Source organism: Candidatus Limnocylindrales bacterium, assembly GCA_035626395.1.
Classification (GTDB): Bacteria; Desulfobacterota; Binatia; order UBA1149; family CAITLU01; genus DASPNH01.
The window spans coordinates 17218-40123 of sequence record DASPNR010000044.1 but is presented as its reverse complement, the minus strand read 5'-3'; the positions used below and the strand labels follow the sequence as shown (position 1 = coordinate 40123).

Below are 22906 nucleotides of genomic sequence, written 5' to 3'. Positions count from 1 at the left end.
GCAACCGTGAGGTGTCCCTTCTGCCAGCACGGCGACGACCGCGTCGTCGACTCGCGCGAGAGCGGCGATGGCAGCGTCATCCGCCGCCGCCGCGAGTGCCTGGCCTGTGCGCGCCGCTACACCACCTACGAGCGCGTGGACGTCATCATGCCGCTGGTGGTCAAGAAGGACGGGCGTCGCGAAGCGTGGGACCGCGAGAAGCTGCTGGCCGGCTTTCAAAAGGCGTGCGAGAAGCGCCCCGTGTCCGCCGACGCCATCGACGATTCGGTGGCCGCCATCGAGCGCGCGGTCCAGGATCGCGGCGTGCGCGAGATCGCCAGCGCGAACGTCGGCGAGCAGGTGATGGAAAGCCTCAAGCGCCTCGACGAAGTGGCCTACGTGCGCTTCGCCTCCGTCTACCGCTCCTTCCGCGACATCAGCGAGTTTCAGAAGACGGTCGAGAGTCTGGTCAGCGAGCGCAGGAAGGAGCGCGGCGGAGGACAGCCGTGACGCGCGCGAGGCCGGCCGCCAGCCAGGCGGATGAGGACTGGATGCGCGAGGCGATCGCGGAAGCCTCGCGCGGCCTCGGCCGGACCGCTCCCAATCCCGCGGTTGGATGCGTGCTCGTCAAGAACGGCAAGGAGATCGCGCGTGGACATCATCGCCGCGCCGGCCTGCCGCATGCCGAGGCCGAAGCCCTGTCGCGAGCGCGCGCGGCCGCGAGTGGCAGCACGGCCTACGTCACTCTCGAGCCGTGTGCGCACCATGGCCGTACGCCGCCGTGCGCGGAGGCGCTGGTGGCGGCGGGAGTCGCGCGCGTGGTCGTCGGTTGCCGCGACCTGCATGCGTTGGTGGCGGGCAAGGGGCTGGCACGGCTGCGCCGCGCCGGGATCGACGTGCGTATCGGCGTCCTCGAAGAGGAATGCCGCGAGCTGGTGCGCGGCTTCGACAGCGTCGTGACCACGGGACGTCCCTTCGTGCACCTGAAGCTGGCTGCGAGCCTCGACGGCCGCATAGCCGCCCGCGGCGGGGAATCGCGCTGGATCAGCGGCGCGCAGTCGCGGCGAATGGTGCAGCACATGCGTGCGCGCGCGGAAGCTGTACTGGTCGGCATCGGCACGGTGCTGGCCGACGATCCGCGCCTTACCTGCCGCATCGCCGGCGCGCCGCGGCCGCTGCGCGTCGTGCTGGACCCGCGCCTGCAGACGCCGCCCCAGGCCCGCGTGATCCGCGGCGCCGGCAAGGCGCTGCTGGTGGCGTCGCCGTCGACGCCGGCCGCGCGTCGGCGCAGGCTCGAGGAGGCGGGCGCCGATGTTCTGTGTCTGGACAGCCGCGGCACGCGGGGATGGAGCGCGCTCCTCGTTGCGCTTGCGCAAAGAGGTGTCATGGAAGTGCTGGTCGAGGGCGGCGCGAGCTTGGCGGCTTCGGCGATTCGTGCGGGCGTGGTGCGCCGCCTCTCCATTTTCTACAATCCGCGACTGCTCGGCGGCGATGGCGTCGCTATGATCGCGGGGCTGGGTGTGCGGCACCCCGAGCGTGCGCCTCGACTGCGAACGCGATCGGTGCAAAGCGTGGGAACGGACCTGCTATGGGAAGGCGAGCTGCTTTGAAACGCGCAAGGACGGTCAAGAGCGCCGAGCTCGATGCGGCCCTGCGCGCGCTCGTCGCCGGCTCTCTCGTCATCCTGTTCGACGAAAGCCATCCCGAGCACGGCGGCTACCTTTGCGCGAGCGCACGGCGCACGCGCCCCGAGACCATCAACGTGATGGCCACGCGCGCCGGCGGCCTGATCTGCCTTGCAATGAGCGAGGGCCGCATGCGCAAGCTCGGCATTCCGCTGCTCGTCGCGGAGAGCCCGTTCCTGCGTGGGCACGCCTTCGGCGCTTCGATCGAGGCTTCCCGCGGCGTCACCACCGGCATTTCCGCGGCCGATCGGGCGGTGACGGTTCTGGCCGCCAGCGAACCCGATGCAGGCCCGGGCGACATCGTCATGCCGGGGCACGTCTTTCCGATCCAGGTTCGCAGCGGCGGCGTGCTGGTCCGGCCCGATGCCGCGGCCGCAGCGGTCGACGTGGCCGAGATGGCGGGGGAGGGCGACTGCGCCGTGCTCTGCGCGGTACTGGAAGAAAGCGGCGATCTTGCAGGCACCGCGGTGCTCGAGGAGCTGGCCTCCGAGCTTGGCGCGCCGCTGCTGCGCGTCGGGTCGGTGGTCGCCCATCGTCTGGCTACCGAGCTCGTCGTCGAGCGCGTGGCCGAGCGCGACATCGAGAGCGGCTTCGGTGGAACATTCCGCGCCATCGTCTACCGCAACGACTTCGATCGCGACGAGCACATGGCGCTGGTGGCGGGCGAGCTGTCGGGGGATGCGCCGGTGACGGTGCGTATCCATTCGCAATGCCTGACGGGCGACGTGCTCGGGTCGACGCGATGCGACTGCGGCGACCAGCTGCGGATGGCGATTCATGCCATCTCGTCCGAAGGCCGCGGGGTCATCGTCTACATGCATCAGGAAGGGCGCGGCATCGGCCTGGCCAACAAGGTTCGCGCCTACGAGCTTCAGGACCGCGGGCGCGATACGGTGGAGGCCAACCTCGATCTTGGGTTCGGTGAAGACCTGCGCGATTACGGCATCACCGCTCAGATCCTCAAGGATCTCGGCGTGCGGCGCGTGCGTCTGCTGACCAACAATCCGCTGAAGGTCGACGCCCTCGAACGTTACGGCGTCAAGGTCGTGGAACGGCGGCCCATCGAAGCGCCGCCGCACGACGACAACATCGCCTACCTGCGCACCAAGCGGCGCAAGCTCGGGCATCTTCTCGATGCCAGCCGCCTGGGCAGCGACGAAGGGTCTCGATGAGCACGGATCAGCCACGCATCGCCATCGTCGTCAGCCGCTTCAATCGTGCGGTGACCAACAACCTGCTCGAGGGCGCGCTGCAGGCCGTGCGCGAGCGCGGCCTTTCGACCACCGACGATGATGTCTTCGGTGTTCCCGGCGCATTCGAGCTGCCGCTGGTGGCGCTGGAGGCGGCGCAATCCGACCTTTACGACGCAGTCGTCTGCCTGGGCGCCGTCATTCGCGGGGAGACGCCGCATTTCGACTACGTCTGCGAGCAGGCGGCGGCGGGCATCCAGCAGGCCGGCCTCGCCACCGGCAAGCCCATCGCCTTCGGGGTCCTGACCACCGACGACATGGAGCAGGCGCTGGCACGGGCCGGCGGGGATGTCGGCAACAAGGGCTACGAAGCGGTGGTTGCGGTGCTCGAGACGCTCGAGGTACTGATGCGAATCCGCTCGGCAGCGTCGCTCCACGACGACGACGACCGGTGATCCGTTCTTCGCGCAGAAGGGGCCGCGAGGCGGCGCTCCAGCTCCTGTACCAGACCGCCGTCAGCGGGGAGCCGGATCAGGATGCGCTCGAGCTGTTCTGGCAGTCGCACCCCGTGGCCGACGAGACGGGAGCGCTGCGTGAGTTCGCCGAGGAACTGGTGCGCGCCGTCCTCCAGCATTCCAGCCGCATCGATGCGCTCATCGATGAGGCAGCGGTCAACTGGGATCTCGACCGGCTCTCGCGCGTGGACCTGAGCCTGCTGCGTCTGGCGGTGGGCGAGCTGATCGCCTTTCCGGAGACGCCGCCGCCGGTGGTGATCAACGAGGCGGTGGAGATCGCACGTCGATTCTCCGACGAAAAAGCGGCGTCCTTCATCAATGGCGTCCTCGACCGTATTGCGCGGGAGCAGGGCAGCATCCGAGGCAAGTGAGCGATGGAGAGGACGGACGGCTACGACCCGCAGGAAGTCGAGCTGCGGTGGCAGGAGCGGTGGCGTCAGGCGCCGGCGCTCGACGAGCGCGGCGATGGGCAGTGCTTCTACCTGCTCGAGATGTTCCCGTACCCCTCCGGCCGCATTCACATGGGCCACGTGCGCAACTACACGATCGGCGACGTCATGGCCCGTTATCTGCGGGCGCGCGGGCACCGCGTGCTGCATCCCATGGGCTGGGACGCGTTCGGGCTGCCGGCGGAAACCGCCGCCATCCAGCGCGGGGTGCAGCCGGCGACGTGGACCTACCAGAACATCGATGCGATGCGCGAACAGCTCGCACGCATGGGCTTCAGCTACGACTGGCGGCGCGAGATCGCGACCTGCCACCCCCAGTACTACCGATGGGAGCAGCTCTTCTTCCTGCAGATGCTCGAGCGTGGGATCGCCTATCGCAAGAAGGCCGTCGTCAACTGGTGCGAGCAGTGCGGCACCGTGCTTGCCAACGAGCAGGTCGAGGACGATCAGTGCTGGCGCGGCCACCGGCCTGTGACGAAGAAGGAACTGGACGGCTGGTTCCTGCGAATCACGGCGTACGCTGACGAGCTGCTCGAAGGATTGGAGACGCTGACGGGATGGCCCGAGAAGGTGCGGATCATGCAGCGCAACTGGATCGGGCGCAGCACCGGCGCCGAGATCGAGTTCGAGGTGGCCGAGCTCGGCCAGACGCTGACCATCTTCACGACGCGGGCGGACACGCTGTTTGGCGCGACCTTCGCCAGCATCGCGGCAGAGCACCCGCTGGTCGAGGCGATGGCCGCCGCCGGTGGGCGCGGCGCGGACGTCCGTGAGTTCGTCGAGCGCATCCGCCGCCAGGAGGCGACCGAGAGGGCGCAGGGCAAGGAAGGCGTCTTCACCGGATGCCACGTGGTCAATCCCGTCAACGGCGAGAAGCTTCCGGTCTACGTCGCCAACTTCGTGCTGATGGAGTACGGCACGGGCGCGGTCATGGCGGTCCCGGCGCACGACCAGCGCGACTTCGAGTTCGCGCGCCGGTACGGCATTCCGGTGCGAGTGGTCGTGCAGTCACCGCAAGGGACGTTGAAGGCCGAGAGCATGGACGCCGCACACGAAGAGGACGGCGTCCTCGTCGACAGCGGCGATTTTACCGGCATGTCCAGCGCTCAGGCTCGCGAGGCGATCACGGCGCGGTTGCAGGAGCGCGGCAAAGGCCGGTTCAAGATCAACTACCGGCTTCGCGACTGGGGCATTTCGCGCCAGCGATACTGGGGCGCGCCGATTCCGGTGATCCACTGCGGCGCGTGCGGCGTCGTGCCGGTGCCGGCCGAGCAGCTCCCGGTGGTGCTGCCGACCGACGTCGAGTTGCTCGAGGGGGGCCGTTCGCCGCTGCCGGCATTGGAAAGCTGGGTCTGCGTGACTTGTCCGCGTTGCGGCGGCGAGGCGCGGCGCGAGACCGACACGATGGACACGTTCGTGGAATCGTCGTGGTACTTTCTGCGCTACACGACGCCGCGCCTGACCACCGCACCGTTCGACCGCGAGGAGCTGGCTCGCTGGCTGCCGGTCGATCAGTACATCGGCGGCGTCGAGCACGCGGTGCTCCACCTGCTCTACTCGCGCTTCTTCACGCGCGTCCTGCGCGACCTCGGCTACCTCGATCTGGACGAGCCGTTCCGCAATCTGCTCACGCAGGGCATGGTCATCAAGGACGGCGCCAAGATGAGCAAGTCCAAGGGCAACGTCGTCGATCCCGACGAGCTCGTGCGCGAGTACGGCGCCGACACTGCCCGCTTGTTCTCCATGTTCGCCGCGCCTCCCGAGAAGGACCTGGACTGGAGCGAGCGCGGCGTGGAAGGGAGCTTTCGGTTCCTGACGCGCGTGTGGCGCCTGGCGCTGTCCTTCGATGCCGGCAGCTTCGCGTGGCAGGACCCCGGTGCGGCCGGCCTCGACGCGGACGCCGCGGCGCTGCGCAGCACGGTGCACGAGACGATCAAGCGCGTCACACGCGATATCGGCGAACGCATGCACTTCAATACGGCGGTGGCTGCCATCATGGAGCTCGTCAACGCCATCTACGAGCGCCGTGCGGCCGTGACGGGCGACGAGGCGGTGACCCGCTTCGCTACGGCCACCGTGCTGCGGCTGCTGTCACCGTTCGCGCCGCATGTCACCAGTGAGCTGTGGGAGCGGCTGGGCGCCTCGCCCACGCTCGACGAGGTCCCGTGGCCCGAGCACGACGAGGCGGCGCTGCAGCGCGATAGCGTCGAGCTGGCGATTCAGGTCAACGGCAAGGTGCGCTCGCGCATGGTCGTATCGGTAGGAGCCTCCGAGGCCGATGTCGTCGCCCGCGCTCTGGCCGACGAGAAGATCGCCGCGGAGATCGGCGGTCGTACCGTCAAGAAGACGGTCGTGGTGCCAGGACGCCTGGTCAGCGTGGTGGTGGGATGAAGCTGAGAAGCGCTGTGCTCGCCGTGGCTCTGGTGTGCAGCGGTTGCGGCTACACGTTCGTGCGCGGCGGCAACCTTCCCGCCGACGTCTCCTCCATCCGCGTTGCGCGCGTGGAAGTGGGCGACGGGGATCCGTTGCTGGCCGATGCCCTGACGCGAGAGCTGCGGCGGGTGCTGCGCTGGCGCGGGCGTTTCCGGCCGGTCGACGAGTCGGCGCCTGCCGACGCCGTCCTTGCCGTGCGCGTCACGACCGATCGCACTCGCGCCGTTGCCTTCAACGAGTTCGACGACGTTCTGGACTATCAGTCGACGCTGTCGGTGGATGCCGAGCTGTCGCGGCCGGGCGGGGAGAAGCTCTGGAGCGGCAGCCGCATCGCTGCCACGCGCGGACACGCGGCGGTGCCCGGTGCCGTGGTGACCTCCAGCGCCGCTTTTCAGGGGCAGGAAACGCTGGACGAGGAAGCGCTGGAGCGGTTCAACAACGTCCAGCTCGGCGAGGAGCGACGCGCCGAGGCGCGCGAGCGTGCCGTGCGCGACCTCGCCGAAGCGATCTATTCCAGGATGACGGAGGGGTTGTAGCCCGCGGTGGCGGGCTACTTGCCGAGCGAGGAGACCTGGCGGGCCAGACGGCCGGTCTGACGGGAAGCGGTGCTGCTGTGCAGGACGCCCTTGGTGGCGGCCTTGGCAAGCTGGCGCGAGACTTCGTTGAGCTTGGCCGAGGCGGCGTCGCGGTCGCCGGTGGAGATCGTCTCGCGAAGCTGGCGGATCAGCGTGCGCAGCTTGGCGCGCACGGAGCGGTTCGCGATGCGGGACTTCTCGGACTGACGGTGGCGCTTGAGCGCCGATGGATGATTGGCCACGGAACCTCCTGATCTGCCAAAGAAACCGTGCCTACTAGCAACTCCCTGAACGACGGTCAACCGCCGCTCTCCGACGAGCGCGCGCGCCTTACCGGCGCGGCGCAGGTGCTGGCGGGGATGACGGCTCTATCGCGCGCCAGCGGCCTCGTGCGCGACGTCGTCATCGGCGCGACCTTCGGCACGGGCGCGGGCGCTGACGCGTTCTTTGCGGCGTTCCGGCTGCCCAATCTGTTTCGCAGGATTGCGGCCGAGGGAGCGGCCTCGGCGGCATTCGTGCCCGTGTTCACGAGCGCGCTGCTGCGGTCGGGCACGGCCGGGGCGGCGCAAGCCGCCGCCGCGGTGGGCGGAGTCACGATCGTCTCGCTGGCGGTGCTGTCGGCGATCGGAATGGCTGCGGCCGAGCCTCTGACGGACCTGCTCGCGCCCGGCTTTGCCGCCGACCCCGAAAAGCGCGCGCTGACCGTATCGTTGACGCGCTGGCTCTTCCCGTACCTGTTGCTGGTGGGCACGGCCGCGTGGGCGATGGGCGTGCTTCACACCTTCCGGAACTTCGCCGTGCCGGCGTGGGGACCGGTCCTGCTCAACGCGAGCATCATCGCCTGCGCCTGGCTCCTGCGGCCCGCGCTTTCGCCGCCCGAGTACGCGCTCGTCATCGGTGTGCTCCTCGGTGGAAGCCTGCAGGTGGCAGTGCAGGTGCCGTGGCTGCTGCGCATCGGGCTGCGGCCGCGCATGTTCCTCGACATCGCCGATGCGGCAGTTCGGCGAACCGGGCCGCTGCTGGTCGCAGCCGTCTTCGGCGGCGCGGTCTACCAGCTCAACGTCCTCGTCGCGACGCTGCTGGCCTCGCTGTTGCCGGCCGGATCGGTGTCGTTTCTCTGGTATGCCGACCGGCTCTTCGAGTTTCCGCTGGGCATCGTGGCGGTGGCGGTGGGAACGGCGGCGCTGCCGACCATGGCAGCGCTGGCCCGCGAGGAGCGCCGCCGAGAGCTGGCTGCGACGGTCGTGCACTCGCTGTCGCTGACGCTTGCCTGGTGTCTGCCCGCCGCACTGGGCCTGCTGCTGCTCGCGCCGGACATCGTCGAGCTGTTGCTGCAGAGGGGAAGGTTCACCGCACACGACACCGTGATGACCGCGTGGGCGCTGCAGGCGCAGGCACCGGGATTGATCGGCGTGGCTGCGGCTCGCGTTCTCTCGGGTGCGTTCTACGCGCTCGACCGGCCGCGCGTTCCGGTGCTTGCGGCAGCGCTGGCGGTGGTGGCGAACGCGATTATGGCGCTGGCGCTGATGGGACCACCGGAGCCGTCGGCGCCGGCGGTGGCGCACTGGATAGGCGCGGCCGGTGCGGCGGTGCGCATTGCCGACCTGCGCCACGCCGGCCTGGCCCTGGCAACGGCCGTGGCCGCGTCGATCAATGCGGCGATCCTGCTCGTCATGCTGCGGGTGCGGCTGCGCGAGCTGTCGCTGCGCGCGGTCCTCGGCCCGATCGTAGTTCATGCAGGGGCCGCAGCCGTCATGGCTGCGACCGTTGCCGCGGTGCGGAGCGCGCTTGCGGCCCCGGGAGGCGAGGGCGCGGCCGTGCGCGTGGCGGCCGCGATGACCGCGGGCGTGGCAACCTACGTCGCTGCGGCCTGGGCGATGGGCAGCGCGCAGATTCGAGAAACGGTGGGATTGGCGCTGGATTGGATCAGGCGTCGTTGAGATCGAGGCGTCGTCGCTGCAACGTTCCAGGCGTTGCTGAGGCTGCGCGTCCGGTCCCCGGACGCATGAGGCCGTCGCGACGTCAGGCCTTCTTGACCGACTGCCAGATCGCCTCGAGCTCCCTGCCGTCGAGCTGGCGGATCTCGCGCCCGCTGCTCTCCACCTCCCGCTCCAGCTGACGAAAGCGAGTGTCGAACTTGCGAAGCGCCGCCGCGAGCGCCGATTCGGCGTCGATCCGGCGAAGACGAGCCATGCTGGCGATGGCGAATAGAAGATCGCCGACCTCTTCCTCCACGGCCGCATCGTCGCCGCTGCGCATGGCGTCATCGAGCTCGGCGAGCTCTTCGGCAACTTTGGCGCGCACGTCCTCCGGGCGATCCCAGTCGAAGCCGGCTGATGCTGCCTTCTCGCCGATCCGTTTGGCCCGCGCGAGCGCCGGCAGTCCTGAGGGCAAGCCGTCGATGGCGGAGGGCCGGTCGCGGCCGGCTTTCTTGCGCTCGCTCTTCTTGATTGCCGACCAGTTCCGCTCCACGTCCTGGGCCGAGCCCACTTCGACATCGGCGAAGACGTGAGGGTGACGGCGCACCAGCTTGTCGGCCAGGCCCTCGATGACGTCATCGATCGTGAACGCGCCGCGCTCCTGCGCCAGCTCCGCGTGAAAGATCACCTGCAGCAGCAGGTCGCCGAGTTCGTCCCGCAGCTCCCGGTCATCACCGCCGTTGATGGCGTCCAGGACTTCGTAGGCTTCCTCGATGAGATAAGGGCGCAGCGACTGGTGCGTCTGCTCGGCATCCCAGGGGCAGCCGCCGGGCGAGCGCAGGCGATGCATCAGAGCCACGAGCGCGGCGAAGTCGCGCCGACCTTCGCTCACTGTGCTTGCGCTCGGCCGAGCTTGACGTCGATCTCTTCCAGCAGCGCCTGCGCTTCGACGAAATGACGGTAGCGTCGCAGCGTGCAGGCATAGTGGCACGCCTTGATGACCTGCTCACGGGCGGCGGCGACGTTGCCGTTGTGGAGCAGGGCGCGCGCCAGCGTCGTGCGGGTGCCGGGTCCGGTCGGATTGAGCTCCACAGCCCTGCGCAGCAGCGCCTCGGCCTGCTTGGCATCGCCGCCCAGATAGAACGGCAGCTCCAGGAGCAGCCCGCCTTTGGCGGCGAGCGCGTTGGAGTAGTTGGGGTCGAGCTGCAGCGCGCGGTCGAGGTAGTCGTCGAGGCTGCTCAGCTGAAAGAGGTTTTTCGTAGCGCCTTCGGCCAGCAGCAGTCGTCCCTTGGCGGCAAAGAACACGAAATTGGCTCGCGCGGAATTGGGATTGGCGGCCACGGCTTGACCGGCGAGCTCGGCGGCTTGTCGGTAGAACGCCAGCGCCTGATTCTGGTCCTTCTGCGCCTCGGCGGTCTGCAGGGAACGGTTCGCGAGGTTCGCCAGATGGTCCGCCGAGGTCGTCGCGAAGGCGACGGCGCCGGAAAGCGCGGCCAGTGCGGCGGCCAGCGCAGCGCTGCCGAGGCGGCGGGCAAGGTACCGTTGTCGGGAGTTCCTCGTCATGCCGTCCCGCTTCGCCTGTAGCATGACGAGGCCGGGCGTCAAAAAGTCTCGTACCTGCACCGGGTTACCACCCACTGTCTCAGCATGAGAACGTGAGCGTTCATTCAATGTCTTGAATTGATCTTCCTATCAGCGCGAAGCGCTCAGATTGCGCATGCCTGTCCCTCAGAAAGAAAAATCATTCTCCAACTTGGTAGCCCGCAGGAGCGAATAGCGTAGGCCTGTAAAGGGTTTACGGTGCATTGCGGCATGACTGCAAATATGTGGTTGCGGGGGGCGCAAATTTATTGACGGAAAAGGCAGCGAGCCTTCTACTAGCGGCACGGGGTACGCGCGGTCCTTCCGAAATGCATCGGAGCCGCTTCCAGCTAGGAGGTTAGCGAGAGAATGAACAGCCGAGCAGTCGCACCGTTCGGTGATTTCGGGGTGGCCGAGACATCGAGAGAGCCCGAGAACCGGCTGATGTTGGCCGTGCTCGAGGAGGCGCTGGTGACGTTCCAGCGCGGGCTCAACTCGCCCGTGCCGGAGCGACGCAAGCGTTTCTTCGAGGTGGATCGCTGGGTAGCCAGCCACGATACCGATTGGCCGTTCTCGTTCGAGAACATCTGCACCACGCTGCATCTGGACCCGGAATACATCCGAGCCGGTCTGCGGCAGCTCAAGAAGCAGGCCCATGCCAGACGCACGGTCGTCAAGGAGCGCAAGCTTCGCCGCGAGCGCATCTATGATCGGCGCGCCTGGCGCGGCCAGATCAAGTAACGACCGACCGACTCGTTGCTTCGACAGACAAGCGCGGGCGACCCTGACGGGCGCCCGCGCTGTCGTTTCAGGCTCATCGATTCGCGGCGAGCCGTTCGCTGCCTGTGCTGGCGAGGCACACGCCATCGTGCTTGCGGGCAGCCGAAGCGGCCGATAGATACCCGCGATGCCCGCAGCCAGTCCCGCCGTCATCTCCATCCTGGGTCGCGATCAAAAGGGCGTCGTTGCGCGTATCTCGACCTACCTTGCGCAGCACAACGTCAACATCGAGAAGATCGACCAGAACGTGATGGAGGGCCTCTTCATCATGACGATGCTGGTCGATCTGGCCGACCTGGACATCAATCTGGATCAACTGATCCTGGACCTGAAGGCCACGGGCGCCGAGATGCAGATGGACGTCACCGTGCGCCTGCACGGTGATCGAATTCGAAAACGCGTGGCGCTGCTCGTGTCGAAAGAGCCGCATTGCCTGGAAGCGCTCATCGAGGCGCATCGGGGCGGCGAGCTCGATGCCGAGCTGGCCGTGGTGCTTTCGAACCACGCCGATCTCGAGCCGATCGCCGCCGAGTACGGCTTGCCGTTTCGCTGGCTGCCTTCGACGGACAAGCCTGCGCACATGGCCTTCATTCTGCGCGAGCTCGGCGCGCTGCGCCCCGATCTGGTCGTGCTGGCGCGCTACATGCAGATTCTTGCGCCGGAGGTCGTGCGCGCCTACCGCAACCGGATCCTCAACATCCACCCGTCGCTTCTGCCGTACTATCCGGGCGCCAACGCCTACAAGCAGGCATACGAGGCCGGAATCCGTGTATGCGGCTGCACCGCGCACATCGTGACCGAGGCGCTGGACCAGGGGCCGATCGTCCTGCAGGACGTCTTTCCGATCGAGGTCGGGCAGGACTCCCTGGAAACGATCAAGAGCAATGGCCGTGAGCTGGAGGCGCGCGTTCTGACGAAGGCGGTGCAGCTGTTCGTGCGCGACGAGCTCGTCGTGACCGAAGGAAAGGTACTGTTCCGGCCCGGCCGCCTCGGCTAGGTTTGCTCGATCGCAACCTCGATGCCGAGATCGGACGCCACCCGATCCAGGTCCGTGCGCAGCGACTGAACCGAGCACGATTCGGGCACGCGCATGCGGATGGCGAGATGGTAGAGGGGCGTACCGCTTTCCGCCACCGGCCGCGCCTCGCCGCGCAGGTCGACGATGAGGACGCGATGATCGGCCAGGGTGCGCGAGACGCCCGCGACGATGCCGGCCTTGTCGACGCCGATGGCGCTGAGCGTGTACTCGACGTCCTTGTCGGAAAGGGGCGAGGGCGGCTCCACCGGCCGCAGGAAGACGGTCAGGTGCCGCTCCCACTCCAGGCGCTTGGTGGCTTCGTAGAGACGCTCGGACAGGCCTTCGTCGCCGCCGCTGACCAGCATCAGCGTGGCGAACTCGCTGCCGAGCATGGTCATGCTGGCGTCCTCCAGATTGCAGCCGCACTGGAAGACGCATTCGCTCAGATCGGCGACGATTCCCGGACGATCGCGGCCGATGGCCGCCATCGCGAACCATTTCTTCTGCGACATGGCGGCCATGCTATCAGCCGAGCCGCCGTGGTCCAACGCGCATGCGGCGAGCAGGGGGCTTGCGCGTGCGCCTGAGCGTGGTCATGCCGGCGCTCGATGAGGCGCGGCAGATCGGTGAAGCGGTCGCTTCGACCGTCTTCGGCCTGGAAGAGGAGGATGAGCTGATCGTCGTCGATGGCGGCAGCGGCGACGACACGGTCGCGCGGGCACGCGCCGCGGGCGCTGCGGTCGTGTCGGCGCCGAGGGGGCGAGGCCTGCAGATGAACGCCGGTGCCGCCTGCGCACGTGGAGACGTGCTGCTGTTCCAGCACGCCGATACGCGCCTGCCGCTCGGGTTCCGCGCGGCAATCACCGCGGTGCTGACAGAGCCGGCGGTGACCTGGGGACGCTTCGACCTGGCCTTCGACCGCGGCGGGCCCGTGCTGCGCGCGATCGCGCATCTGATCACGTTGCGTTCGCGGCTGTTCGCCAGCGCCACCGGCGACCAGGCCATCTTCGTGCGGCGCAGCGAGTTCGAGAGCATCGGCGGCTATCGCGAGCCGCGGCTGTTCGAGGATGTCGAGCTGGTGCAGCGGCTTCGCCGACGCGGCCGCATGGGCATCCCCGGCGGCCGCGTCGTCACGTCCTCGCGGCGGTGGCGCAACGATGGTGTCTGGCGCACGACGCTGCGGATGTGGACGCTGAAGTCGTTGTACCTGGCGGGTGTGCCGGCCCAGCGGCTGCTCGACTACTACTCGGACGAACGCTGACCCCACCGCTCGGGCAGCGGCGGGCTGATCAGTGCTCCCGCCGGCGGTTGTGCGAGGCCATCGATGATCACGCGGCGCCCTTCGATCGAAAGGCGCCCCTCCGCGAACAGCTGGATGGCGTAAGGGTAGATCCGGTGCTCCTGCTCCAGGATGCGCAGCCGCACCGTCTCCGCATCCTCTCCGGCGGCGACCGGGACTGCCGCCTGCAGGATGATGGGCCCGTGGTCGACGGCTTCGTCCACGAAGTGGACGGTCGCGCCCGCGATGGTCACGCCGTACTCCGCGGCCTGCGCCTGCGCATGCGCGCCACGAAACGCCGGAAGCAAGGCCGGGTGGACGTTGATCACCCGCTGTGCGAAGCGCCGCAGCAGCACGGGCGTCACGACGCGGTCGAACCCGGCCATCACCACCAGCTCGACGCTGTACTGGCCGAGAACGTCGGCAACGGCCGCATCGAACGCCTCGCGGCTGGCGTAGTCGCGATGCGGGATGACGCGCGTCTCGATGCCGCGCCTGCCCGCTTTTCCCAGGACCGCCGCCGCAGGGCGGTTGCACACGAGCACGCGAATGCTCGCATGCAGCTCCCCGCGATCGATGGCCGCGGCGATCGATTCGAAATTGGTCCCGCTGCCCGAAGCCAGGACCGCGATGGGCAGCGGCGGCTTGCCGGTCTCAGTCATCGGAATAGACGACGCTGCGCGGCCCTCGCTCCACGACGCCGATGGCACGCGTGCCGATGCCGCGACGCCGCAGCAGGCGCGTGGCTGCGTCGGCATCGCGCTCGGGCACGATCACGACGAAGCCGGTCCCGCAGTTGAACGTGCGCTCCATCTCCTCATCGCGGATGCGGCCGCACTCGCGAATGAGAGTGAACACGGGCAGCTGCGGCAGCGCGCGACGCGAGATCACGGCGCGCGCTTTCTGCGGCAGCACACGCACCAGATTGCCGGAGAGCCCACCGCCGGTGATGTGCGCCATGGCGTGCAGCTTCATCTTGCCCAGCAGCTCGAGCAGCGGCCGAACGTAGATGACGGTAGGCTTCAGCAGCTCGTCGGCCAGCGTCGTGCCGAGCTCGGGAACGCGACGGGCAAGGCTCGCACGGGTCGTCGCTTTCAGCGCGCGCCTTGCCAGGCTGTAGCCGTTGCTGTGCAGGCCGCTGGATTCCAGTCCCAGAATGACGTCGCCGGACCGCACGCCGCTTCCATCGATCATCGACCTGCGTTCGACGGCGCCGACGCAGAAGCCCGCCAGATCGTATTCGCCGCGTTTGTAGAAGCCGGGCATCTCGGCGGTCTCGCCGCCCACCAGGCTCATCCCGGCCTGGCGACAGCCTTGCGCGATGCCGCGGACGATCGCCTCGGCATCCACCGATGCGAGCACGCCGACGGCCAGATAATCGAGAAAGAAGAGAGGCCGCGCGCCGGTGGTGACCAGATCATTGGCATTCATGGCGACCAGGTCGATGCCGATTGTGTCGTGCCGATCGGCCAGACGCGCCACGGCCAGCTTGGTGCCGACGCCGTCGGTCGAGGACACCATCACCGGCTGGCGCATTCCCTTGGGAACGGCCACGGCTGCAGCGAACGGTCCGATGCCGGCGAGCACGCCCGGCTGCCGCGTCGCGGCCGCGATCTTGCCGATGCGGCTGACGAAACGATCCGCGGCATCGATGTCGACGCCGGCCGTGCGGTAGGTGAGCGGGCGCGAGGAAGCCTTCACGCGGTGCGACTAACCGACCGTACCCAGCATGTCAATGAACTCGTCTGCACGATGCGTGCGCAGCCGGCTCAGCGCGTTCGTCGCGCCAGAAGCCGAGCTCGCGCCGTGGCACCGTCGACCTCGCAGTAGTGCAGCAGGTCGAGATGCGAATAGATCGCAGGCAGCTCGTTGCGTCGGAGAATGTAGTCTGGATTCGACGGCCCTTCGGCGTTCGGGTGCGCGGCTGCCAGGAACGTATCGATCAGCAGCATTCCCCCGCAACGCAGCGCATCGGCCAGCACCGGCAGCAGTTGCCGGTCGAGAAAGTCGGTCTGCACGATCACGTCGAAGGCCCCGTTGCGGAATGGCCAGGCGTCCAGATCGACCTGCACCGGAAGGACGCGGCCTGCTGGATACCGTGTGCGACTGCGAAGATGTGCGAGCGCGTGGCGAGAAACGTCGGCTGCCACGACGCGGTATCCTTTCTCCGCCAGCGCCAGCGCGTGCCGGCCCTGCCCGCACGCAACGTCCAGAGCCAAATCCGAAGCTGCGGCAGCATCGGGGAGGAGGGCGATGGACGCCAGCGGCGACGACGATCGCGCGACTTCGTGACGCTTCTCCCACCTCAATCGATCATCGATGGACATTGCCGGCACAGCGCCATGTCTGCACACGCCAGCACCGCCAGCTCGACCCTGGCGGCCCCCGCGGCTTCGAGCGCGGCAGCGGCCTCGCCCAGGGTCGAGCCGGTGGTGCAGACGTCGTCGATCAGCAGGAGCGAATATCCGTCGGGCACGGCAGCGCAAGTGCCGAACGCCCCTCGGACATTGGAGCGTCTCTGGGCTCCCCCGAGGCCGCGCTGCGGCCGCACGTCGCGCCGGCGCTGCAGCAGCCGGCTGCGGAAAGCGACTCCGCCGCGCGCTGCGAGTGCCCGCGCAAACCAGGCGGCCGGGTCGAGAGCGCGCGCGCGGGCGCGCGTCGAGGATGCGGGAATGGCGACGACCGCGTCGAACGTTCGCGCGTGTTCGGTGAGCGCGGTCGCGAACGCGCGAGCCAGAGATCGTCCGCGTTGCCGGTCGGCGCGGTGCTTGAAGCGTAGCAGCGCCTCCACCGCCGGCGTCGGAACCGGCGGCGAAACGCGGCGGCACCAGTACGACGCGAGGAACCACAGCTTTCGCCCGCCCATCAGGGCACAGCGGGCACCCGCTTCGGGGATGCCGCTGGCGATGCGGCACTCCGCGCAGAAGGCCGCCGTTCGGGCGCCGCATGCAGCACAGGCGGCGTCAATGGCGACAAGGCGCAGAAGGCCGCGTACGCGCGCGCTCAGCAGGCTCATTAGCGGTTGGATACGGGAGTATAAGCCAAACGGCAATGACATGGTTTTCATATGAAATCCAAATACTTGCACGTCTCTGTGCAGATTTGACGGTAGCCGGGGTTTGGCATACTTACGCCGAATCGGTGTTCTTGTTTGGCAACCAGTGAGCATGACTCGGAGGAGCGCAGCGGCGCAGCCGAAGCCCCCTCGGAGGCCGCTAGGGCGGCGGCAATTGAGCGGCGCCTCGAGGAGCTGGCCGACGACATGGCCCGTGCCATCGACGGCGGTCCTGCCGCCGATCGCGAGTCGCTGCACGACTACGCCGTCAGCCTGGTGCGCGAGCGGCTCCCCGTTGCACACGACGACGAGCGCTTCCAGCACGCGCGTGAAATGGAGAAGGCACCGAGCGAGCGTCAGGGCGGGCTGACGAAAGTCGCGTTCGGCTACGGTGTTCTCGTCCTGCCGGTCGGTCTGTTGGTATCGCTGTTGTTTCCGCCCGTGGGCGTAACGCTCGTGCTCATCGGCGGCGGCATGATGATCATCGGAACGGTTTCGGGACTCGTCGCGAAGCTGATACCGGGCGAGCGGGAAGGCGAGGAATAGCCGGACCGCTTCCCGGCGACCTCAGGGAGACCAGATGGCCAAGGTCAAGGACGAGCTAACGCCAGAGCAGGTTGCGGAGCTGCAGAGCCGCCGCCTCGAGGAGCAGTCGCAAGAGCGGGCGCGGCGCATGCAACAGAAAACGGTGATGCCGAGCCTGTGGTCGCGAAGGGATTTCTTCGGCCGCATGGGCTGGATGGGCTTCGGCCTGGTCTCTACCGTCGCGCTGCTGGCTGCCGTGCGGTCCGCGTTTCCGCGGGTGCTGTTCACGCCCGACACCACGTTCAAGGCAGGCACGCTCGACGAATATCCGATCGGCGAGGTCAGCGAGAAGTTCAAGAAGGACTATCGCGTCTGGATCGTGCGAGAGGCCGAAGGCATCTATGCGCTGTTCGCCAAGTGCACCCATCTCGGCTGTACGCCGCGCTGGCTCAAGGCCGACAACAAGTTCAAGTGCCCCTGCCACGGCAGCGGCTTCTATCCCACCGGCATCAATTTCGAGGGTCCCGCGCCGCGACCGCTCGAACGCGTCCGCATCACGCAGGCCGAGGACGGCCAACTCGTCGTCGACGTGGGCGTGAAGTACCGGTACGAGAAAGGGGATTGGGAGCGACCGGGCGCGTACCTGCGAGCCTGATCGGCGCGCTCCGAGATTGGGAAGGATCAGCATGAGCAAGTGGGACGATTTCAAGGAATCGATCGTTGCCAGCCAGGTCTGGCAGTCGATGTTCCGGCACGGCTACGACGACACGCCTCGCAACCGCGTGCTGGCGGTATCGGGCAACGTCTGGTTGCATCTGCACCCGTCCAAGGTCCGCCGCCACGGCGTAAGGCTGAAGTTCACCTGGTGCATGGGCGGCATCACGTTCCTGATGTTCCTCATCACCGTCGTCACCGGCATCTACCTGATGTTCTACTACCGTCCCGTGGCCGAGTACGCCTACGCGGACATGAAGTACCTCGAGTTCGACATGCCTTTCGGCATGCTGATGCGCAACATGCACCGCTGGGCGGCCCACGCCATGGTCATCGCGGTGTGGCTGCACATGTTCCGTGTGTTCATGACCGGCTCGTACAAACCGCCTCGCGAGTTCAACTGGGTCGTCGGCGTGGTGTTGCTGGTGCTGACGCTGCTGCTCAGCTTCACCGGCTATCTGCTGCCGTGGGACCAGCTCTCGATCTGGGCCGTGACGGTGGGCTCGAACATGGCGCGCGCCACTCCGCTGCTGGGGCACGAGGGACCCTTCCGCGAATTCACCGGCGTCAATGCCGTGTACGATGCGCGCGCGTTCCTGTTCGGCGGCGGCGAGATCGGCCCTCACACGCTGCTGCGTTTCTACATCCTGCACTGCATCTTCATTCCGCTGCTCACGACGCTTTTCCTCATCGTGCACTTCTGGCGCATTCGCCGCGACGGCCTCTCCGGCCCGTCGCTTTGAGGAAGCCATGGCAGAGCCGAAGGTACTGACGGAAGTCGGAAGGCCACCCGCCCAGCTCGCAGCGGCCAAGCGCGTCGAGCAGACCATCCGCAAGGCCAAGGGGCCGGGTGATGACAAGATCCATACGTGGCCGCACCTGGTGCGCGCCGAGTTCCTGTGCGCGCTCGTCGTCATCGCCGGCATGCTGGTATGGTCGCTGCTGGTGGACGCGCCGCTGGAGGAACCGGCGGCGCCGACGCGCACGCCCAATCCATCCAAGGCGCCGTGGTACTTCCTGGGGCTGCAGGAAATCCTCGTCTACTTCGACCCGTGGCACGCCGGCGTGGTGCTGCCCTCGTTCATCATCGTCGGGCTGATGGTGCTGCCGTTCATCGACATCAACCCCAAGGGCAACGGCTACTACACCTACGCCGAGCGCAAGTTCGAGTTGTGGACGTTCTTCGTGGGCTTCCACATCCTCTGGATCGTCCTGATCGTTATCGGGACGTTCATCCGGGGCCCCGGCTGGAACTGGTTCTGGCCCTGGGACCCGTGGGACAACCACAAGGTGGTCGCAATGACGGCCGTCGACCTGCCCTATCTGTTCGGCCTGCGCGACTATTGGGCCTCGGCGGCATTCGGTCTGGCCGTGGTGGTCGGCTACTTCGTGATCGGCACCGCGCTGCTGTACTGGGCGATCGTCCGCTACAAGGGCAAGGAATTCATGCAGCGCTGGGGGCAGGCACGCTTCCAGCTGACGGCCTTCCTGTTCCTGAACATGTGGGCCGTCGTCTTCAAGATGATTCTTCGCCTCGGTTTCAACGTGAAATACATCATGGTGACGCCTTGGATCAACGTCTGAGGCCGCGTGTCCTTCTACGTGGGGAAGGGGCTTCAGCTGGCCGGGCTCGCCGGCATCGGGCTGGCGCTGTACGTGGGGCTGACGCGCGAGGCCATGATGCAGGAGCTGCTGATCGCCACCGCGAGCGCCGCGCTCTTCTACATGGGACGCAGGATCGAGTCTTGATGCACGGGGTTCCGGCCGCCGCCTAGCGGAACGGAACGGAGACGGACAATGACGACCGGACGTGGCTTAGTCGAAGAAGAGGAAAAGCGATCCTACGGGGCCGTCTTCTTGTTCGCCATCGGGGTTCTGGTTGCCTGCATGGTGTGGGCGATCTGGCAGGACGCCTTCTCGCGGCACCTGTGGAAGAAGTTCAAGACCGACTTCTATCGGATCGCCATCGCCAAATACGACAAGGACATCGTCGCCGAAGAAGAGCGTCTGGCCAAGGACCCGGAGTACATCAAGCTGCGCGACGAGCTCGCGGCGCTGCGGCAGAGCCTGGAAAGCGGCGAGGCCAAGGCGGAGCTCGACCGGTTGCAGGCGCGCAAGGACGAGCTGGCGATCCAGCACATGGAGGCCGACCAGGACGTCCGCATCGTCAAGGGCGAGGTCGAGGAAGCCTGGTACTGGCTCGAGCATGCCCAGCACCACGGACAGACGGGAGCCGAGGAGCACAAGCATCTGGAGGCGACCCAGAAGCGCGCCGAGGAATACGTCGCGCGTCTCGACCGCGTCACCGCCGAGATGGCTGCCGTCGAAGCCGACATGGAAAAGGTGCGCGGCCGCGAGAAGGACCTCGTCGAGAAGATGCGGCCGTACAACAAGGAGATCGAGAGCCTGACGACGCGCCTGGACGGCGTCTCCCTGAACCTTTTCGGCCGTCGCGTTGCCGCGGTTCCGACCATCGAGCAGGTCGTGCTCGTCGGCTTCGAGCGCAACAACTTCGAGAACTGGGTTGATCGCGTCGAGCGCTGCCAGAACTGCCACGTCGCCATCGACCGGCCCGGCTTCGAGGACCAGCAGAACCCGCTCAAGACCCATCCCGACCGCGCCTACTACCTGGGCAATCACGAGGTGCGCAGCTTCGGTTGCACGCCGTGCCACGGCGGCCAGGGCGCCTCCATCAACGCCGTGGAGCTTGCGCACGGAAAGGTTGCGTTCTGGGAGGACCCGCTCCTGAACGTCGCCGACAAGGTCGAATCGAAGTGTCTCACCTGCCACGCCTCGGTCCAGAACGTGGCGGGTGCCGAGACCGCTGCGCGCGGAGAGTGGCTGTTCCAGGAAATGGGCTGCCACGGCTGCCATCTGACCAGCGGCTTCGAGGACCTCGAGAAGGTCGGACCGTCGTTGTCGCGGATCGCCGCAAAAGTGTCGCCGGAATGGCTGGTGTCGTGGATCGAGAACCCGCAGGGCTTCCGTCCGCGCACCCGCATGCCCAACTACATGTTCAAGCGCGAGGAGGCCGTCAGCATCGCAGCCTACCTCTTGCAGTCGTCGCAGGAAGCGTCGAAGGCGTGGCTGGCCGCGCAGGTCGATCCGCCCGGCGTAGACGCCAACGACCCGGCGCTCGTGGAGAAGGGCAAGCAGCTGACGCGCGATCTCGGCTGCCTCGGCTGCCACGGCTTCGCGCCGGAGGAGTTCGCCTCCCAGGTCGCCATCGGCAAGGACACGGCGCCCAACCTCGCGCGCATTGCGGAGAAGACGGACGGGCGGTGGATCTATCCATGGATCCGCAACCCGCTGCTGTACTCGGAGCACCCGCGCATGCCGAGCCTTCGGCTTACGGAGGAGGAGGCGAGCGCGATCACGAGCTACCTGCTGACGCTGCGTCAGGGCCCATCTCCCGCACCGGACGATGAACTGCGCGCCACGCTTGCCAAAGCCGAGACGGTCCAGGCCGGCGAGAAGCTGATCCGCAAGTACGGCTGCTTCGGGTGCCATACCGTCACAGGCATGGAAGGCGAATCGCGCATCGGCGTGGAGCTGTCGTCGTTCGGCGGCAAGCATTTCGAGGAGCTCTATTTCGGCGATCGCCTCGACATTCCCCCGACGTGGGACGACTGGACGATCAACAAGATCCTGACGCCGCGCACCTACGCCACCGAGCGCATCGAGCAGGTCATGCCGCAGTTCGGATTCGACGTGGCCGACGCCCGCGCATTGACGGTGTTCCTGGCCAGCCGCACCGAGCACGTGATCAACCCGAAGTACAAGCCGTCGCTGGAGCGGGAGAACAAGCTCAAGCGCGGACGTGAGCTGGTCGCGCGTTACAACTGCCAGGGCTGCCATTCCTTCGACGGCAGGGAAGGGGCCATCCGCCGCTACTTCACGGACAACGTCGAATACGCGCCGCCAATCCTGCTCGGCGAAGGCAGCAAGGTGCAGGCCGAGTGGTTCTTCGATTTCCTGATGAAGCCGGTCAAGCTGCGCCCATGGCTGACGCTGCGGATGCCCACGTTCCCGCTCACCGATCGCGACGCCTCCGACATCATCGACTACTTCCAGGCGCTGGACGGCTACGAGTTCGGCCCTGTCATCCTGGAGGCTGGCGGTGCCGGGGCAGGGCCTGCCCGCGTCGAGACGGTGTCACAGCTGCCGGCAGGCTCCTTCGACTGCTTCTCGTGTCACGCCGAGGGCACCGTGGTGCCGACGTCGCAGTATCACGTCGCCAAGACGCCGTTGACGCCGGAGAGGGCGCGCGAGTGGCTGGGCGGGCACGTCGAGCCACAGACCGGCAGCACGGCACAGGTCGAGCAGGCCGCACCCAGCGTCACGAACTGACGCTGCGGCCGCTCACGACCGGCCGAGTTCGTCGATGAAGTCGAGGACGAGGCGGGCGAAGCGCTCCGGCATCTCCACCGGCAGGTTGTGCCCGGCGCCTTCGATCATCTCGAGGCGCGACGCCGGCAGCGCCCGCTGCAGCAGCACCGACCCGCCGGGCGGGGTCAGGCGATCGGCCAGGCCTTGAACGACCAGCGTTGGGATACTCACCGTCGCCAGCGCATCGGTGTAGTCGTACTCGCTCGCCGCCCGCGCCTGCTCGGCGTACACGCGCGGATCGGCGGTGGCGGCGAGCGCGGCGTGCGCTGCCAGAACTTCCGGATGCGCCGCGGCGAATGATTCGGAGAAGCTGCGCGCCTGGGATTCGGGCGACGTCGACAGACCCTTCGCTTCGACCATGTCGGCGAGCTTCTTCCAGTTGCGTGATGCGGTCGCATTGAGCCGGCTGGAGGTAGAGACGAGGACAGCGCCAGCCAGCAGGTGGCCGTGCCGGACCATCAGTTCCTGCACCAGAACTCCGCCCAGCGAATGGCCGACGGCGACGACTCGCGTCTCTCCCAATGCGCGAAGGAGCGCGGCCAGGTCATCGGCCACGCGAGCCAGAGTGTACGGTGCGCTGCCACGCGTGGAGCCACCGCAGCCGCGAAGGTCCGGCACCAACGCTCGGGCCTTCCGGCCGATGTGCGTTGCAACCTCTGTCCACACCCCACGGCAGCCTCCGAGGCCGTGCACCAGCAACACCACAGGCCCGTCACTGCCGTAGGCTTCCAGTTCCATGGTGATGTCGTCGACGTCGATGCGCATGCGTCGAGCGGTAGCGGCGGCCGCCCCGGGAGTCAACGCAGAACGGCCGTGGTCT

26 protein-coding genes are annotated in these 22906 nt (G+C 67.5%); 17 read left to right on the top strand and 9 right to left on the bottom strand.

The features are described 5' to 3' along the window. Nucleotides 1-6 precede the first annotated feature (6 nt). The 7 genes from nrdR to lptE are packed head-to-tail and all read left to right on the top strand — an operon-like array spanning nt 7 to nt 6787. Complete coding sequence (gene nrdR / locus VEC57_19595; GenBank protein ID HYC01346.1) at nt 7-489, top strand: transcriptional regulator NrdR; 483 nt, start codon at nt 7-9, stop codon at nt 487-489. After that, a complete protein-coding gene (gene ribD / locus VEC57_19590) occupies nt 486-1589 on the top strand; it encodes a bifunctional diaminohydroxyphosphoribosylaminopyrimidine deaminase/5-amino-6-(5-phosphoribosylamino)uracil reductase RibD (GenBank protein HYC01345.1) in 1104 nt (367 codons plus the stop codon). The genes nrdR and ribD overlap by 4 nt, the downstream gene beginning before the upstream one ends. Then, nucleotides 1586-2836 carry a GTP cyclohydrolase II gene (gene ribA, locus VEC57_19585; GenBank protein HYC01344.1) on the top strand — a complete coding sequence of 417 codons (1251 nt, stop codon included), beginning with the start codon at nt 1586-1588 and terminating at the stop codon, nt 2834-2836. Before ribD ends, ribA begins: the two co-directional genes overlap by 4 nt. Beyond that, nucleotides 2833-3309 carry a 6,7-dimethyl-8-ribityllumazine synthase gene (ribH, locus tag VEC57_19580; GenBank protein HYC01343.1) on the top strand — a complete coding sequence of 159 codons (477 nt, stop codon included), beginning with the start codon at nt 2833-2835 and terminating at the stop codon, nt 3307-3309. The genes ribA and ribH overlap by 4 nt, the downstream gene beginning before the upstream one ends. Next, entirely contained in the window at nt 3306-3740 is a 435-nt protein-coding gene (gene nusB, locus VEC57_19575) for a transcription antitermination factor NusB (GenBank protein ID HYC01342.1), read from the top strand. The genes ribH and nusB overlap by 4 nt, the downstream gene beginning before the upstream one ends. A gap of 3 nt (nt 3741-3743) precedes the next feature. After that, nucleotides 3744-6209: a leucine--tRNA ligase gene (gene leuS, locus VEC57_19570; protein ID HYC01341.1), complete on the top strand. Its 2466-nt coding sequence runs from the start codon at nt 3744-3746 to the stop codon at nt 6207-6209. Continuing rightward, a complete protein-coding gene (gene lptE / locus VEC57_19565) occupies nt 6206-6787 on the top strand; it encodes an LPS assembly lipoprotein LptE (GenBank protein HYC01340.1) in 582 nt (193 codons plus the stop codon). Before leuS ends, lptE begins: the two co-directional genes overlap by 4 nt. Nucleotides 6788-6801: 14 nt before the next feature. On the opposite strand, the gene rpsT is transcribed toward lptE, so the two are convergent. Continuing rightward, on the bottom strand, nt 6802-7068 hold the full coding sequence (gene rpsT / locus VEC57_19560; GenBank protein HYC01339.1) for a 30S ribosomal protein S20: 267 nt from the start codon (nt 7066-7068) through the stop codon (nt 6802-6804). A gap of 27 nt (nt 7069-7095) precedes the next feature. Here rpsT and murJ point away from each other — a divergent pair, with 27 nt between their 5' ends. Beyond that, entirely contained in the window at nt 7096-8766 is a 1671-nt protein-coding gene (gene murJ / locus VEC57_19555) for a murein biosynthesis integral membrane protein MurJ (GenBank protein ID HYC01338.1), read from the top strand. 82 nt (nt 8767-8848) lie between these two features. Here murJ and mazG read toward each other — a convergent pair whose 3' ends face one another. Both mazG and VEC57_19545 read right to left on the bottom strand, forming a co-directional pair. Continuing rightward, nucleotides 8849-9637 (bottom strand): nucleoside triphosphate pyrophosphohydrolase, encoded by a 789-nt coding sequence (gene mazG / locus VEC57_19550; protein HYC01337.1) that lies wholly within the window; start codon nt 9635-9637, stop codon nt 8849-8851. Beyond that, nucleotides 9634-10350 carry a tetratricopeptide repeat protein gene (locus tag VEC57_19545; GenBank protein ID HYC01336.1) on the bottom strand — a complete coding sequence of 239 codons (717 nt, stop codon included), beginning with the start codon at nt 10348-10350 and terminating at the stop codon, nt 9634-9636. Before VEC57_19545 ends, mazG begins: the two co-directional genes overlap by 4 nt. A 345-nt stretch (nt 10351-10695) precedes the next feature. Here VEC57_19545 and VEC57_19540 point away from each other — a divergent pair, with 345 nt between their 5' ends. Together VEC57_19540 and VEC57_19535 are read left to right on the top strand one after the other, a co-directional pair. Beyond that, nucleotides 10696-11067, top strand: coding sequence for a hypothetical protein (locus tag VEC57_19540; protein ID HYC01335.1), 372 nt, complete (start codon nt 10696-10698; stop codon nt 11065-11067). A gap of 166 nt (nt 11068-11233) precedes the next feature. Further along, complete coding sequence (locus VEC57_19535) at nt 11234-12103, top strand: formyltetrahydrofolate deformylase (protein HYC01334.1); 870 nt, start codon at nt 11234-11236, stop codon at nt 12101-12103. On the opposite strand, the gene VEC57_19530 is transcribed toward VEC57_19535, so the two are convergent. Then, entirely contained in the window at nt 12100-12645 is a 546-nt protein-coding gene (locus tag VEC57_19530; GenBank protein ID HYC01333.1) for an ACT domain-containing protein, read from the bottom strand. The genes VEC57_19535 and VEC57_19530 overlap by 4 nt on opposite strands. Before the next feature lie 56 nt (nt 12646-12701). Between VEC57_19530 and VEC57_19525 the strand changes: the two genes are divergently transcribed. After that, complete coding sequence (locus tag VEC57_19525) at nt 12702-13385, top strand: TIGR04283 family arsenosugar biosynthesis glycosyltransferase (GenBank protein ID HYC01332.1); 684 nt, start codon at nt 12702-12704, stop codon at nt 13383-13385. Here VEC57_19525 and purN read toward each other — a convergent pair. From purN to VEC57_19505, 4 genes are all read right to left on the bottom strand, one after another. Then, nucleotides 13367-14065 carry a phosphoribosylglycinamide formyltransferase gene (gene purN / locus VEC57_19520; protein HYC01331.1) on the bottom strand — a complete coding sequence of 233 codons (699 nt, stop codon included), beginning with the start codon at nt 14063-14065 and terminating at the stop codon, nt 13367-13369. The two genes, VEC57_19525 and purN, sit on opposite strands and share 19 nt — an antisense overlap. Beyond that, complete coding sequence (purM, locus tag VEC57_19515; protein ID HYC01330.1) at nt 14058-15104, bottom strand: phosphoribosylformylglycinamidine cyclo-ligase; 1047 nt, start codon at nt 15102-15104, stop codon at nt 14058-14060. Before purM ends, purN begins: the two co-directional genes overlap by 8 nt. A gap of 68 nt (nt 15105-15172) precedes the next feature. Beyond that, entirely contained in the window at nt 15173-15712 is a 540-nt protein-coding gene (locus tag VEC57_19510) for a class I SAM-dependent methyltransferase (protein HYC01329.1), read from the bottom strand. Next, nucleotides 15709-16419 (bottom strand): phosphoribosyltransferase family protein, encoded by a 711-nt coding sequence (locus tag VEC57_19505; protein ID HYC01328.1) that lies wholly within the window; start codon nt 16417-16419, stop codon nt 15709-15711. The genes VEC57_19510 and VEC57_19505 overlap by 4 nt, the downstream gene beginning before the upstream one ends. A gap of 135 nt (nt 16420-16554) precedes the next feature. On the opposite strand from VEC57_19505, the gene VEC57_19500 reads away from it, so the two are divergent. The 6 genes from VEC57_19500 to VEC57_19475 are packed head-to-tail and all read left to right on the top strand — an operon-like array spanning nt 16555 to nt 22047. Continuing rightward, nucleotides 16555-17004, top strand: a complete 450-nt coding sequence (locus tag VEC57_19500; protein HYC01327.1) for a hypothetical protein — start codon at nt 16555-16557, stop codon at nt 17002-17004. A 34-nt stretch (nt 17005-17038) separates the two neighbouring features. Further along, nucleotides 17039-17638, top strand: a complete 600-nt coding sequence (locus VEC57_19495) for a Rieske 2Fe-2S domain-containing protein (protein ID HYC01326.1) — start codon at nt 17039-17041, stop codon at nt 17636-17638. 31 nt (nt 17639-17669) lie between these two features. Continuing rightward, the gene (locus VEC57_19490) at nt 17670-18440 is read left to right on the top strand and encodes a cytochrome b N-terminal domain-containing protein (protein HYC01325.1); all 771 of its coding nucleotides are present in this window, start codon (nt 17670-17672) and stop codon (nt 18438-18440) included. Between the two features lie 7 nt (nt 18441-18447). Beyond that, a complete protein-coding gene (locus VEC57_19485; GenBank protein HYC01324.1) occupies nt 18448-19281 on the top strand; it encodes a hypothetical protein in 834 nt (277 codons plus the stop codon). A 6-nt stretch (nt 19282-19287) separates the two neighbouring features. Next, on the top strand, nt 19288-19446 hold the full coding sequence (locus VEC57_19480; GenBank protein HYC01323.1) for a hypothetical protein: 159 nt from the start codon (nt 19288-19290) through the stop codon (nt 19444-19446). Between the two features lie 48 nt (nt 19447-19494). Next, nucleotides 19495-22047 (top strand): c-type cytochrome, encoded by a 2553-nt coding sequence (locus VEC57_19475; GenBank protein HYC01322.1) that lies wholly within the window; start codon nt 19495-19497, stop codon nt 22045-22047. A 12-nt stretch (nt 22048-22059) separates the two neighbouring features. Here VEC57_19475 and VEC57_19470 read toward each other — a convergent pair whose 3' ends face one another. Continuing rightward, a complete protein-coding gene (locus VEC57_19470) occupies nt 22060-22851 on the bottom strand; it encodes an alpha/beta fold hydrolase (protein HYC01321.1) in 792 nt (263 codons plus the stop codon). Nucleotides 22852-22906 lie beyond the last annotated feature (55 nt).